Origin of the sequence: Halalkalibacillus halophilus DSM 18494, from assembly GCF_000423105.1 — a bacterium.
GTDB lineage: Bacteria > Bacillota > Bacilli > Bacillales > Alkalibacillaceae > Halalkalibacillus > Halalkalibacillus halophilus.
In genome coordinates this window covers 554,265-568,519 of sequence record NZ_KE383978.1, presented here as the reverse complement: position 1 = coordinate 568,519, position 14,255 = coordinate 554,265, and the positions used below count along the sequence as shown (strand labels likewise).

The window sequence follows — 14,255 nt, the reverse complement described above, 5'->3', positions numbered from 1 at the left end:
CTTGAAGGGGCAAAACGTTGTTTTTGCAGCAAGCGAAACTGTTCTTCATACCATTTGATGGTAGCTTTCTGCTGAGCGTTTTCTTCTTCAAGTCGCTTAACGTGTGCGGATACATCTTCTGTTTGTTGGTGTGATTTCGGATTCGTTTTCATACCTTTATTATACTATAAATCCGTTAATAAATGGGCGTTTAAACGACTTTTTTTGCTTCGATTTTGGGGTGGACTTTTCCTTCTTCAAGCGTTAGCCCTTCCAACAACCAGCGAAGCTGACGGATATCAATTTTCATTGTTTCCCCATCTTGTCCTTCCGGCCATTGAAAGCGCCCATTCTCCAGGCGACGATAGTAAAGCCAGAAACCGTTATGTTCCCAGTGAAGAATTTTCACTTTGTCTCGCCTATGGTTACAAAACAAAAATAAATCTGACGATAGGGGATCGAGCTGCAGATACTCTTGAACCAAAGCAGATAAACCATCAATCGATAATCGCATATCAGTACTCCCGTGGGCTATATGAATGCGTTGCTTCCCTTTGAGTTTAATATTCATGTTCGGATCACCTCTAATACCTCCCGAAGGAGGTCGTGATCAAATCCTTTTTCAATGGTCAACTGAACATCACGACACTCAATTGTAAAATAAGCTGCCGTGTCTATTTCTAAAGCCGACCAGCCCTCAACTGTATATTCTTTTTCCCGTGACGGGGTTGCATATTCTGGGCAATATTTTAATCGTGAACGAATGAATTGTGCATACGTGCAAACATTTTCCCGTTCACACCAGTCCTTTACACTGAGTCCGCTTTCGTGCCAAGCTTCAATCTGAACGATCCACCATTCCTTTGTAAAAGCTTCGTCTTCTGAAGAAGACGTGTTTCTAATAGATTCTTCCAATAAAACTACCTCCTTAAGTTAAGATAGCTTTATTATCCCTAAGAAGATCTTACGATTACAGGTGTCTTTTATTTTACGCTTACTATATATCCATAAAATGTTAAGTTTATCCAGAAATCTCTTCATATATCCAGAAATCTGTTTTCGCCAATAGTAACAAAAAAGGCGGAGCATCTAAGCTCCGCCTTCCCCACGTAAATGCTTATTTATTCAAATTATAAAACGCTGATTCTCCTGCATACGTAGCAGTTGTTTCTAAATAATCTTCTATACGTAAAAGCTGATTGTACTTAGCTACACGGTCTGTACGTGATGGCGCACCTGTTTTAATTTGCCCTGCATTGGTTGCTACTGCGATATCAGCAATGGTTGCATCCTCTGTTTCACCTGAACGGTGGGAGATAACCGCTGTGTATCCCGCGCGTTTAGCCATTTCAATCGCTTCAAATGTTTCCGTTAGTGTACCAATTTGATTCACCTTAATTAGAATAGAGTTGCCGATTCCTTCTTTGATTCCACGTTCTAGTTTCTTCGTGTTTGTTACAAACAAGTCGTCCCCAACTAGTTGTACACGATCGCCAATTCTTTCCGTAAGAAGTTTGAAACCTTTCCAGTCGTTTTCGTCTAGTCCGTCTTCAATAGAGACAATCGGGAATTTATTCACTAATGATTCGTACCAATCAACCATTTCTTCTGCTGTACGAGTGACACCTTCACCTTTAAGTTCATATTTTCCATCTACATAAATTTCGCTTGCAGCAACATCCATTGCTAGCTTAATGTCTTCCCCAATTTTATAACCAGCTTTTTCAACTGCTTCTACAATGGTTTCTAACGCTTCTTCATTTGACTTCAAGTTTGGAGCGAAGCCACCTTCGTCTCCAACTGCTGTGTTATACCCTTTTGAACCTAGTACCTTCTTTAATGCGTGAAAAATTTCCGCACCTTGGCGTACTGCTTCTTTAAATGTCGGAGCACCTACTGGCATAATCATAAACTCTTGAATGTCTACGTTATTATCCGCATGCTCTCCACCATTTAGAATGTTCATCATAGGTGTTGGTAAAGTATGAGCAGAGAATCCACCTAAATATTTATACAAAGGCTCACCTTGGAAGTCAGCTGCAGCATGTGCAACTGCCATGGAAACACCTAGAATTGCGTTAGCACCTAATTTAGCTTTATTTTCTGTACCGTCTAACTCGATTAACAACTGATCGATTAACAATTGTTCTGTCACGTCATAACCTAATAGTTCAGGTGCAATAATTTCGTTCACGTTTTCTACCGCTGTTTGTACCCCTTTACCTAAATAACGGCTAGAATCTCCATCACGAAGTTCGACAGCTTCATATTCCCCTGTCGAAGCACCACTAGGAACTAACGCAGTACCAAATGCTCCACCTTCTGTAGCTACTTCTACTTCAATCGTTGGGTTTCCTCTTGAATCTAATACTTCTCTTGCATACAAATCAATAATATATGGCATATGAACCGCTCCTTTATTTTTTAATCAACGATGTTCCTGTCATTTCTTTTGGTTGTTCTACATTTAATAGTTCAAGCAAGGTTGGTGCGAGATCACCAAGCACACCGCCTTCTCGCAGTGTGACACCTTCTTTTGTCAAAATGACTGGCACTGGATTAACTGTATGTGCCGTCATTGGTGAACCATCTTCATTCAATACTTCATCTGAATTCCCATGATCAGCAGTAATAATCGAGGTTCCACCAAGTTCATCGATTTTATCAACGATCTTGCCTAAACATTCATCCACTGCTTCTACAGCCTCGATTGTCGGTTGTAGTTTACCCGAATGTCCAACCATATCAGGATTGGCAAAGTTCAACACGATTAAATTAGGTGGAGAATCATTTAATTTTTCTAACAATGCATCCGTTACTTCGTAGGCACTCATTTCCGGCTGCAAGTCGTAAGTTGCAACTCTTGGAGAATCTATTAAGATACGTTCTTCGCCTTCAAAAACTGCCTCTAATCCACCGTTCATAAAATAAGTCACATGTGGATATTTCTCCGTTTCTGCAATGCGTAATTGTTTTAGCCCTTCGTTAGAAACAACCTCCCCTAGCGTCTTCTCGGGAGTATTTGGTGGAAAAGCAATATCCGCCTTTAGATCTTCACTATATTGTGTCATCGTTACCATGTAAAGGTCATGAAGAACGTGGTAATTATCCTCAAAGTCATCAAATTTATTGTTTGTGAAAATGTCTGTCAGCTGGTTTGCACGATCGGGTCTGAAGTTTGCAAAAATGACTGCGTCACCGTCACTTACTTGGCATACCGATTCCCCATTATCATCTGTTAGCACTAGAGGCTCTACGAACTCATCGACCACATCTTTAACATACGATTCTTCGACACCTTTAATTGCATCATCGACTAATTTCCCTTCACCTAATCGAATAGCACGATACGCTTTTTCCACACGGTCCCAACGTTTGTCACGGTCCATCGCATAATAGCGACCGGAAACTGTTGCGAGTTTTCCGATTCCGATTTCATCCATTTTCGCACGTAGATCTTTCAAATAGCCCACTGCCGTTTTCGGTCCAACATCTCGACCATCTAGAAAAGCATGCACATAAACTTCTGAAATCCCTTTTTGTTTAGCTGTATCTAATAAGGCATGGATATGCTCCTGATGACTATGCACGCCGCCATCGGATAATAAACCAAAGATATGCCAAGCAGAATCATGCTTTTCCGCGTGCTCTGCAGCATGTTCAAAAGCTTCGTTATCTTGAAAAGAACCATCTTTAATCGCTAAATTAATTCGCGTTAAATTTTGATATACAACTCGTCCCGCACCAATATTCAAATGGCCAACTTCGGAGTTCCCCATCTGCCCTTCTGGAAGGCCGACAGCTTCACCAGATGCCGTTAACGAAGAGGTAGGGAAAGAATCCCAATATCTATCAAAATTAGGGGTACGAGCTTGTTTAATCGCATTTCCAAAAGCCTCATCTCGTAAAGCATAACCATCCAAGATAATTAATGCTGCTAAATTTGAGTTAGGCATTTGCTCCAGCCTCCAATAATTTTAAGAAGCTGTCCTTTTCCAAGCTTGCACCACCAACTAATGCTCCATCAATATCAGATTTAGCTAATAACTCATCGATATTAGCAGGCTTGACGCTTCCACCATATTGAATTCGTACCGCTTCACTTACGGATTCATCATATAAGTCTTTTAACACATTTCGAATATGTGCACACATATCATTTGCATCGTCACTTGATGCCGTTTTACCAGTACCAATCGCCCAAATTGGTTCGTAAGCAACAACAGCTACTTTTGCTTGCTCCGCTGATACGCCATCAAATGCTGCTTTAACTTGTGATTCAACGAAATCATAAGCTTGGTTTTGAACGCGCTGTTCTAACGATTCTCCGACACATACAATTGGTGTCATCTGATGATCGAAAGCAGCTTTAAGCTTTTTATTAATTAACTCATCACTTTCCTGAAAATGTTCGCGGCGCTCGGAGTGACCAAGGATCACGTACTCGACTAATAGATCTTTCAACATTTCAGGACTTACTTCTCCTGTGAATGCTCCAGAGTCTTCAAAGTGCATATTTTGAGCACCAATATCCATAGGGTAATCACGTGCCGCTTCTACTACTAAAGGCAAGTGTGGATAAGGAGGACATACGACTACATCAACCTTGTCACCCATAGGTAAATGCGAACGAAAATCCAATACGAAACGAGCTCCGTCCGCTGCTAATTTATTCATTTTCCAATTCCCTGCAATAATAGGTTTACGCATATTTATTCCGCTCCTTTGTCATAATCATTTAATGCATCTACACCAGGAAGAACTTTTCCTTCCATGAATTCTAAGGATGCTCCTCCACCTGTAGAGATATGATCCATTTGCTCTGCATAACCGAATTTTTCAACAGCTGAAGCGGAATCACCGCCGCCGATAATGGTATACCCTTCTGTTGTTGCTAAAGCTTCCGCAACACCTTTTGTGCCATTCGCAAACGCTTCATATTCGAAGACACCCATTGGTCCGTTCCAAATAATTAATTTGGAATCATGAATAATTTTCGAGAAGTGTTCTACCGTCTTCGGTCCAATATCAAGGCCTTCCCAATCAGATGGGATCTCTTCGATCGAAACTACTTTTGTGTTTGCTTCACGGGAGAAATCATCTGCCACGGTTACATCAATCGGTAGATGTAAAGAAACGCCTCTTTCTTTCGCTTTTTCAATAAACTGTTTAGCAAGCTCAATCTTATCTTCTTCTAATAAGGAATTCCCTACCTCATACCCTAGTGCTTTTATGAAAGTATAAGAGAGTCCTCCCCCAATAAGTAAGTGATCTACTTTTTCTAATAAATAATCAATAACATCAATTTTATCTTTAACTTTTGCCCCTCCAATGATAGCTGTGAAAGGTCGATCTGGATTCTCTAAAGCTTTTCCTAGTACTTCAATTTCCTTTTCTAAAAGAAAACCAGATACTGCTGGGATATGACGAGCAATACCTTCTGTAGATGCATGCGCACGGTGAGCTGTGCCAAATGCATCGTTTACATATAAATCAGCTAAAGAAGCCCATTTTTTCGCAAGTGTTTCATCGTTTTTCTTCTCACCAGGTTCAAAACGAACATTTTCTAATAGCAAAACATCTCCATTAGATAGTTGTCCGACCGCATTATTTACATCGTCTCCATAAACATCGTCGGTCTTAAACACCGGTTGTTCTAATAAATTACTAAGGTATTGTGCAACTGCATCTAATCGTAGTTCTTCCTCTACTTTTCCATCAGGTCTGCCTAAATGAGTAGCTAGAATGATTTTTGCACCGTTTTGAATCATATACATAATCGTCGGTAATGCCGCTTGAATGCGTGTATCATCAGAAATTTCTCCATTTGACATAGGAACGTTGAAGTCAACACGACAAAATACATTCTTACCCTCTAATTCGACATCACGTAAATTCATTTTTCGATTCATTAAAATACCTCCGTTACAATATTTAAGGAGGAAGATGCATGATCTCCCTCCTTCTATTATAAATTAATTCCCATCAAAATCCATGATGAGTTTATTCGATTTATAAACCTTGCTCTGCCATATATACAGCTAAGTCGACACAACGGTAAGAATAACCTGACTCATTGTCATACCAAGATACAACTTTTACCATATTGTCTTCAATTACTAATGTAGATTGTCCATCTACTACAGAAGATAGTTGATTGCCGTTATAGTCACTAGATACTAATGGAAGGTCGCTGTAACCTAAGATTCCTTTTAATTCATTTTCAGAGGCATCTTTAAGTGCTTTATTTAACTCATCCACTGTTACGTTTTGTTCTAATTCAGCAGTTAAATCAACTAAAGATACATTTGGTGTTGGAACACGCATAGCCATACCTGTTAACTTGCCATCCACTTCTGGTAATACTTTTCCTACAACTTCAGCTGCACCAGTTGTTGTTGGAATAATATTCTCACCAGCTGCACGTGCACGACGATAGTCTTTATGAGGTAGGTCTAAGATTTGCTGGTCATTCGTATAAGAGTGAACAGTTGTCATAATTCCACGCTTCAAACCAAATCTGTCGCTTAACGCTTTTGCTAATGGAGCTAAACTGTTAGTGGTACAAGAAGCATTTGAAATAATATCGTGCTGCTCTTTGTCATAATCACCTTCGTTTACACCCATAACTACTGTTAAGTCTTCTTGCTTAGCTGGCGCAGAAATAATTACTTTCTTCGCTCCAGCATCAACGTGCTTTTGAGCATCTTCACGTTTAGTGAATAGTCCAGTTGATTCGATCACGATCTCAACACCTAAGTCACCCCAACCTAAATTAGCAGGGTCACGCTCAGACATTACTTTTACTTCTTTTCCATTAACAACTAGATTATCACCATTTGTTGTTACTTCCTCTTCTAGTACTCCGTGTACAGTGTCATACTTTAATAAATGAGCTAGCATCTCTGCATCTGTTAAGTCGTTAATAGCAACAACTTCAACCTCATCGTTTTGTAGTGCTGCACGAAATACTCTTCTTCCAATTCTTCCGAAACCATTAATTCCTAATTTTACTGTCATCATTTATTCCTCCTAAGTTTCTTACACTAATTATCATTCTTTATTTGAAAGTAAATGACGAGCAATCGCTTCATCAATTACTAGCACATCACTGTGTCCCCATTTAAAGTAAGCTGATATCGCTTCACTTTTAGAGGCACCTCCTGCAACAGTTATTACTTGTTGCATGGAATCAAGCTGTTCTTTTGTCATACCAATTGAATTGACTCTATGGACAGTTTTCCCGTTTTGATCAAAGTAATAACCAAAAGATTCTCCAACTGCCTTTTCTTTTGTAATTTGTTGTTTTGTACGGTCAGATGCTCGGCGGCGTTCAGCCATCGTCATCGCATCCCCTACACCATGTATCACAATATTTGCTTTTCCGATCCACTCTATTACTTCTGTAACCGTAGGCTCTTTTTGCATCTGTTCATGTAATGCTTCCCCCATAGAATCGGGAACATACAAGAGACGGTAGCTTCCGTTTGTTTTCTCAGCCATTTTTACACAAATAGAATTAGCTTGATATTCATGCTGATCACCTAAGCCACCCCGAGCTGGGACAAATAATGGCTTGCTATTTTCCTGTGGTTTTAACCGATTTGCAACGGCTGCCATTGTGGAACCACCAGTAACCGTTACTACATTTAAGCGTTGCATTTGTTCCATCAATAGATTTGCAGCTTCTTTTCCAAGCGAATGCTTTACGTCTTCCGATTCATCTGCATTACCAGGAACAATTTTTATTTGCTTTACTGGTAATATTTTTTGAAGTTCCGCTTCTAAAAATTCGACATCTGACACTGCCCGTATCATATGATGGTATTCGTCTACTAACTCTTTTCCCTCTGTAGAAACAAACATTCCTTTATTCGTTACTTGAATTAATCCATTTGCTTCTAAAAACTCTACTTCACTTCGAATGTGTCTTTCTGTTTTTCCAACATTTAATGCTAACGTTCTTCGCCCTAACGGCTCAAAACGGGAGATTGTTTTCAAGATGCTGTAACGTGACTCCATCTTCTCAAACAATTCAGGCACAAGCTTTTGTTGAAATTTAAATAATTGATGCACTTTAGCATCACCTTCTTTTTCCTATGAAAGGAAGAAATTATACTTGGTCAATAATTGACCTTGAGTGAGTCATTTAACGTCCCACTACTTGCAAAAAAAAGTCTAACTAAAGAATAGCAAACTCTTTAGTTATTGGCAACTAATTTAGATACATTACGTAAGCTGTTCACGAAGAAATTCATCAACGGTAGCAAACGAAAGTTTTTCTGCGGTTAACTCTTGATCATTCACACGAATAACAGGAATTGTGAGGAAGTATTGCTCTAAAAGTTTCTCATGATGGTAAATGTTTTGTTCCATAATATCGAAACCATAATCTCGCTGAAAAACTTCTAAAATTTGTTTTGCTTCTTCACAAAGCTTACAGTTATTTTTCGTGTAAAAATAAATAACTTTTTTACGCTTTGCGCTCATGTCACTCATACTCCTTCTACTAAATCTGTTGGGTACCATTTTCTTAAAATTAAATCATTCCCTTTAAATGAATAAATAACTTTATCCATAACTTGCTGCATTATTAAAATACCACGTCCACTTTCTAACTGTTCCTCAGCTGGGCGATCAAACTGATTATACATCGAACGAAAATGTTCTGGTACTTTAAATCCTTCTCCCTCATCACAAACACGAACAAGAAGCGATTTTCTCAAAAATTTGATCTCCACAATTATATTTTTGTGTTCTAACTTATGATGGCCATGTCTCCAAGCATTTGTTACTGCTTCATAGATTGCAAGATCAATCAACATTTGGTCGTTTGAAAAGCACTCTAACAATTTATCCTGCATACGCTCACGTATGTGGTGATACTGTTGAGGAGATTGAAGCACATATGTGTATTCTAGGTTTTCCAATTTTACCCCTACTTTACGTCGCATATTTCTCTAAAAGAAGCGATACCCTTTTTTACGAAAGTCTAATCATGGTTCATTATTCCATCGTGAAAATCTGATTCAAACGTGTTAGTTCAAAAATGTCACGAATAGACCCTTTTGTTCCTCTAATTACTAATTCCCCGTTCACCATTTTAATCCGTTTATGAATACCTACTAAGACTCCTAATCCAGTACTATCTATAAAATCCACACGAGTAAAATCGATGATAATATGATCTTTTCCATGATCAATAAGATCTAACATTTTCTCACGTAACACACCAGCTTCTTCAACCTTAATGTCTCCTGCTAGTTCTACAATTCTCCATTGCCCTTCAGACTTAATCTCTACAATCACTTACTCATTCACTCCTTGTTTCGAATGTTTTGGTTCTACTTGATTGATTTGAAAAATTGTCATTTCATCATTAAGTGTACTTGCCATTTCCGACATGCCTTCTGTTGCTTCAGATATATTTTGAATAGATAGAGACACATCTTTCGTAATCGATGCTACGTCCTCTACATCGCTTTCGGTGGCTTCAATAAATGTACCCACTTCATTTATTAATGCAATGATTCTATCACTAGTTGCGACTTCTTCATTAGTTATATCTCGAATCTCATTCATTTGCGCAATCGTATGGGATGCAGCTTGATCTATATCTTGAAGTGCCCTACCAGCTTCTTGTACTACCGAAACACCTTCGTCCACTCTTGAATCGTTGTAATCAATTGCTGAAACAACCTCATCTGTCGTCTGGGTAATCTTATCAACGATTTTCGTTACATTTTTCGTTTCTTTAGTAGACTGTTCAGCAAGGTCTCGCACTTCTTCTGCAACCACAGCAAAACCTTTCCCAGCTTCTCCAGCACGCGATGCCTCGATTGCTGCATTTAATGCTAATAAGTTAGTCCGATCTGCAATTTGAGAAATAGTTGTTGTCATTGCAGTAATTTGATTCGTAAAGGTTTTCAAATGAAGAACCTGTTCCTTAGCATCCGATGTTTGTTGTTTAATTGCCTGCATATGCTCAACTACAACATTTACTTTCTCATTACCAACTTTGGAAGCTTCTTGAGTAGATTTAGATGATTGAAACGAATCTTCTGCTTTGGATTTCGCCAACTGAATTAAAGAAGAAAGTTCCAATAACGCCTGCGAAACGTCAGTAACAGAGGTTCTTCCTTTTTTCGCTTGCTGAACCAACTGATCAGCTGAGTCTTCGACAGTAGATAACTGCGCATTTATTTCTTCTACAGAAGCTGCATTTTCTTCAGAAGTTGATGCAATGGATTCCGTCGATTCCCGAAATACATACATAATATCTCTCAATTTAAAAATTAAACCATTTAATGAGCTTGCAAGTTGTCCAAGTTCATCATTCGACTCAATTTGAATTTCTTGATTTAAATCAATCGTTTCTCCATACATTTCATCAACCGTATGCTGAACTTCTAATAGTGGGCGAACAACATATCGGCGAACACCCCAGATTAAAAAGGAGATTAAAATAATTAGATTTACAATTAACGTAAAATACGTTTGTACGATTGAGTATAGCGTGTCACCTAAAAAATCTAATAATCCCGACTGTAAGATCATGTTCTGTGCAAAAGCAATAGGTGCACCTAATATTACACTTAGGAATGTGGCTATAATAAGTATGATTGCTAACCGTTTGTTAATTGTCATGTCTAAGAACTGTTTTCCTTTTTTCGACGTCAAATAAACCACTCCACCCTAAATATAGTTCTTTTTTCTTAATACCATTTGATTATAACAACAATTGTCGAATCTTGATAGTTAATTAAACTAATATGTAGATAGGGAGTTTTTTCTAATAGGGTCATGAAAAAATCACTATATCTCACTTCATTAACTAATATTTGTTTATCAACAAGAGAAAAAGGGCAATTATGAATACACTTAAACAATTATTAGACTAAACAACGACAACTATAAAATATGAAAATTTCTGCAATTGTTAATAGGTCATAAGTCACTATATACAGAGGGGAGTTTTTACATGAAAAACACATTATATATCATTATCGGCACTATCTTATTCGCATTGGCTGTTACTCAATTAGCAATGCCTAATTCCTTTGCGGATGGCGGGATCGTTGGAATGTCCTTATTAATTTATTTCAGTTTAGGAATATCCCCAAGTATTTCGACACCCATCATCTTTTTACTTTTATTAAGTATAGGGATTCGGTTTCTACCGAAGCATATGGTTTATAAAACTATTTTTAATGTCTTTCTACTTTCATTTTTCATTTGGGTATTTGAGCAATTTCCAAGAGAACCAATGGAAGATTCATTATTGGCGGCAATTTTCACAGGAGTAATAACAGGCGTTGGGTTCGGTTTCATATTTCAAGCAGGAAGTTCTGTAGGCGGCTCATCGATTATTGCGCGAATGTTGAATCAACAATTAGGTTGGGATTTAACTGGAATGACCCTTTTAATTGACGCGATGATCGTACTTTCAGGTGTTTTTATCATTGGTCCAATCTATACAATGTACACTTTAGTCGCGCTATATGTTGGAAAAGTCGTAACTGATTTCGTCCTAGGAGGATTTGACTCGAAAAAAGCAATCAATGTTGTTTCTTCAAAATCCGAGGATATATCTAAACGTATTACTCATGAACTAGCAACCAGTGCCACTGTTTTCAATGGGAGAGGAGAATATATGAAAGAAGAACGTCCTGTTTTGTATATCGTCATTCACTCTCATCGACTACTACAATTAAAAAGAGTGATTAAAGAGGTAGACCCAGATGCCTTCATTGTCGTACACAATGTAAAAGACGTTTCCGGCGGTTTCATTCCTAAAGGCACGATTTAATAGCGCGCTTGAAGAGGTCATAAAGAGGGAAAGAGATTCGTATAGCTCTTTTGCACCTTATTTTTTGTCGAGGTTTGCAATAAAATAAAGAACACTACTGAATGAGTAGAGTCATGAACAATGCAGCTATTTACTAGGAGGAAACGAAAATGAAAGTAGGAATGATGCGTTACGGTAACAGACCTAATAAAATTGCCATGGCCACTGCTTTGGTATGCAGCCACTTAGAAATAGAATTCTTTTACTTTCACCCAGAAGATGTAAACATCGAGATGAAAGTGATTAAAGGAAAATTTCTTGAGAAAAATAAGTGGATAGAAAAAGAAACATCCTATCCTGATATTATCGATAATGCTCTTCCTAAAAAAGGGACTGAGTATATTTATGAGGAACTGAAACAATTTAGCTATTTAACAACCACTCGAATTGGTTCTAAAAATGAAGTATATGAATTAATGGAACAAGACCCTTATTTTAATGATGTGTTAATCCCGTATGTATATTTATCTACATTAGATGAATTAAGTGAATTCATTGAGAAATATCAGTCACTGATCATTAAACCGGCTCGTGGCAGTAAAGGTAATAAAATATCTAAACTTTCAAAGTCAGAGGATGGTTATTATCTCTCTACAAACCACTCAGAAGATTATTATAGTAAGGATGAACTTGCTAAATTTATAAAAGAGATGGCTAATGAGAAAAAATATATTGTGCAGCCCTATATTAATTCCATAACAAAAGAAGGACACCCTTTTGATTTGAGAATTCATCTTCGCCGAGGGGAAAATGGGGAATGGGACAATCTTGATCCTCTCCCAAGAATCGGGATTGGCAACTCTATTACTTCTAACCTTTCTCAAGGAGGAGCGATTAGTTCCTTAAAATCATTCCTTGAAGCACAGTACGGAGATAAAAGTAAAAAAATTAAAAAGCAATTAAATGAAATAACTACAACTTTTCCTGAACACTTTCAAAAGCTATACGATTTTGAAATTGATGCTGTTGGAATTGATATCGGCATTGATGAAAATGGAAAGTTATGGTTCTTTGAAGCAAACACCTCACCAGGGCCGCATTATTATGAAATAGATGTTGCCCAGTTAAGAGGCGGGTACTATGAATATTTGCGCGGAAAACTTAATGTTTGATAAATAGGAAGGGGCTGGAACAAATCAAAGTGCTAGCATGAAAAACCGGAACAAAGCAGATGATAAAGCGGATGAAATAGACGGAGACTCCTGTGGGAAATAGAGCTCAGGTGAGACCCCGGAATGCGTAGCATGAGGAGGCTCACCAGCTCCCCACGGAAAGCGCAGTCTATTTCAGGAGCGAGTTAGTCGCACCACATTTCATTGTTCGGTATGTTCATGAATACAGACACTTTTGTTCCAGCCTATTTCACATTAACATCGTTAAAACATTTTCCCTTTCCGTTGCAGCAATACGGCGACAATCACGATCATGCCTTTAAATGCGTCACTCAACAATGGGGGCACTCCGAATAAGTTAAGGAGATTATTTAAAACAGATATGATTAACACTCCATAAACCGTTCCAAGTATATACCCTCGACCACCCATCATGCTCGTACCGCCAACTACTGCTGCTGCGATGGCGTCCATTTCTAACCCTCGACCAGATCCTGCAATATCCATTGATCCAATTCGTGATACTTGAATAATCGCAGCTATGGAAACGAGTAAACCCATCAGTGCATAAACACGCAGTTTTACCTTATTCACATTGATGCCTGATAAACTAGCTGCACGTTCATTGGAACCAACAGCAATGATTTGCCTACCAAACGTCGTTCGTTTAGAGACATAATACATAATGGCGGCTATGATTAACCAGTAGATAATTGGCATCACCATTAAATTTCCTATTCGTAAACTGGCAATCTCTAAAAATTCTGTCGGGACTCTTGGATTATATCCTTGCATGGATTGTTGGGTCACACTTCTAAATACCATCATTGCCCCAAGTGTTGCTATAAATGGCGGCACCATCCCTTTCGTTACGGTGAGACCAATTAATGACCCCAGCAAATAACCAAAGAGAGGGACTAAAATTAAAGTCAAAATAATGGCGAGAGTTCCCGTTATACCCATTAGTCCCAAAAATCCTCTTTCTCCTACATCAAGAAGCATCATAGCAAATGCACCAGTTGCAACTAATGTAGCACCAACTGAAAGGTCAATTCCACCTGTCATAATAACAAATGTCATTCCGAGAGCGACAATCGCAATTCCAGCATTATTTCTTAATATATTAATCCAGTTATTAGACCATGATTGAAACCAGCTGCCAAACGAATCATAATCGAAGCCTAATACTAAGGTCTGCAAGATAATCATTAAAATCAATGCGGTAAATATGCTAAATAATGGATCGTTGGACCATTTATGTTTAAACCACTGAAAGAAATTTCTTTTTTCAACGACACCTTCGTTTCCCATTGTAG

General features: G+C 38.3%; 15 protein-coding genes. 2 read left to right on the top strand and 13 right to left on the bottom strand.

Annotation, left to right across the window (positions count from 1 at the left end; genetic code table 11):
• Positions 1 to 190: 190 nt before the first annotated feature.
• The 12 genes from tnpB to G532_RS15515 all read right to left on the bottom strand — a co-directional run bounded on the left by tnpB (position 191) and on the right by G532_RS15515 (position 10,659).
• On the bottom strand, positions 191 to 550 hold the full coding sequence (tnpB, locus tag G532_RS0114460) for an IS66 family insertion sequence element accessory protein TnpB (RefSeq protein ID WP_027964711.1): 360 nt from the start codon (positions 548 to 550) through the stop codon (positions 191 to 193).
• On the bottom strand, positions 547 to 894 hold the full coding sequence (gene tnpA, locus G532_RS0114455; protein WP_027964710.1) for an IS66 family insertion sequence element accessory protein TnpA: 348 nt from the start codon (positions 892 to 894) through the stop codon (positions 547 to 549). The genes tnpB and tnpA overlap by 4 nt, the downstream gene beginning before the upstream one ends.
• Positions 895 to 1,096: 202 nt before the next feature.
• Entirely contained in the window at positions 1,097 to 2,383 is a 1,287-nt protein-coding gene (gene eno, locus G532_RS0114450; RefSeq protein ID WP_027965437.1) for a phosphopyruvate hydratase, read from the bottom strand.
• Between the two features lie 13 nt (positions 2,384 to 2,396).
• Positions 2,397 to 3,935 (bottom strand): 2,3-bisphosphoglycerate-independent phosphoglycerate mutase, encoded by a 1,539-nt coding sequence (gene gpmI / locus G532_RS0114445; protein ID WP_027965436.1) that lies wholly within the window; start codon positions 3,933 to 3,935, stop codon positions 2,397 to 2,399.
• Complete coding sequence (gene tpiA / locus G532_RS0114440) at positions 3,928 to 4,689, bottom strand: triose-phosphate isomerase (protein WP_027965435.1); 762 nt, start codon at positions 4,687 to 4,689, stop codon at positions 3,928 to 3,930. The genes gpmI and tpiA overlap by 8 nt, the downstream gene beginning before the upstream one ends.
• Positions 4,690 to 4,691: 2 nt before the next feature.
• Positions 4,692 to 5,891, bottom strand: coding sequence for a phosphoglycerate kinase (locus tag G532_RS0114435; RefSeq protein WP_027965434.1), 1,200 nt, complete (start codon positions 5,889 to 5,891; stop codon positions 4,692 to 4,694).
• Between the two features lie 100 nt (positions 5,892 to 5,991).
• Positions 5,992 to 6,999, bottom strand: a complete 1,008-nt coding sequence (gap, locus tag G532_RS0114430; RefSeq protein WP_027965433.1) for a type I glyceraldehyde-3-phosphate dehydrogenase — start codon at positions 6,997 to 6,999, stop codon at positions 5,992 to 5,994.
• Between the two features lie 33 nt (positions 7,000 to 7,032).
• Complete coding sequence (locus G532_RS0114425) at positions 7,033 to 8,055, bottom strand: sugar-binding transcriptional regulator (protein ID WP_027965432.1); 1,023 nt, start codon at positions 8,053 to 8,055, stop codon at positions 7,033 to 7,035.
• Positions 8,056 to 8,208: 153 nt separating this feature from the next.
• Positions 8,209 to 8,469: a glutaredoxin family protein gene (locus tag G532_RS0114420; protein ID WP_027965431.1), complete on the bottom strand. Its 261-nt coding sequence runs from the start codon at positions 8,467 to 8,469 to the stop codon at positions 8,209 to 8,211.
• Positions 8,470 to 8,474: 5 nt separating this feature from the next.
• On the bottom strand, positions 8,475 to 8,909 hold the full coding sequence (locus tag G532_RS15725) for an ATP-binding protein (RefSeq protein WP_051189201.1): 435 nt from the start codon (positions 8,907 to 8,909) through the stop codon (positions 8,475 to 8,477).
• Positions 8,910 to 8,985: 76 nt separating this feature from the next.
• Positions 8,986 to 9,288, bottom strand: coding sequence for an STAS domain-containing protein (locus G532_RS0114410; protein ID WP_027965430.1), 303 nt, complete (start codon positions 9,286 to 9,288; stop codon positions 8,986 to 8,988).
• Entirely contained in the window at positions 9,289 to 10,659 is a 1,371-nt protein-coding gene (locus tag G532_RS15515) for a methyl-accepting chemotaxis protein (RefSeq protein WP_051189200.1), read from the bottom strand. It abuts the gene before it with no gap.
• A 301-nt stretch (positions 10,660 to 10,960) separates the two neighbouring features.
• Here G532_RS15515 and G532_RS0114400 point away from each other — a divergent pair, with 301 nt between their 5' ends.
• Together G532_RS0114400 and G532_RS0114395 are read left to right on the top strand one after the other, a co-directional pair.
• Complete coding sequence (locus G532_RS0114400) at positions 10,961 to 11,788, top strand: YitT family protein (RefSeq protein ID WP_027965429.1); 828 nt, start codon at positions 10,961 to 10,963, stop codon at positions 11,786 to 11,788.
• A gap of 149 nt (positions 11,789 to 11,937) precedes the next feature.
• Positions 11,938 to 12,939: a YheC/YheD family protein gene (locus G532_RS0114395; RefSeq protein ID WP_027965428.1), complete on the top strand. Its 1,002-nt coding sequence runs from the start codon at positions 11,938 to 11,940 to the stop codon at positions 12,937 to 12,939.
• A gap of 264 nt (positions 12,940 to 13,203) precedes the next feature.
• Here the strand turns inward: G532_RS0114395 and G532_RS0114390 are convergent, their stop codons facing one another.
• Positions 13,204 to 14,250, bottom strand: coding sequence for an ABC transporter permease (locus G532_RS0114390; RefSeq protein WP_027965427.1), 1,047 nt, complete (start codon positions 14,248 to 14,250; stop codon positions 13,204 to 13,206).
• Positions 14,251 to 14,255 lie beyond the last annotated feature (5 nt).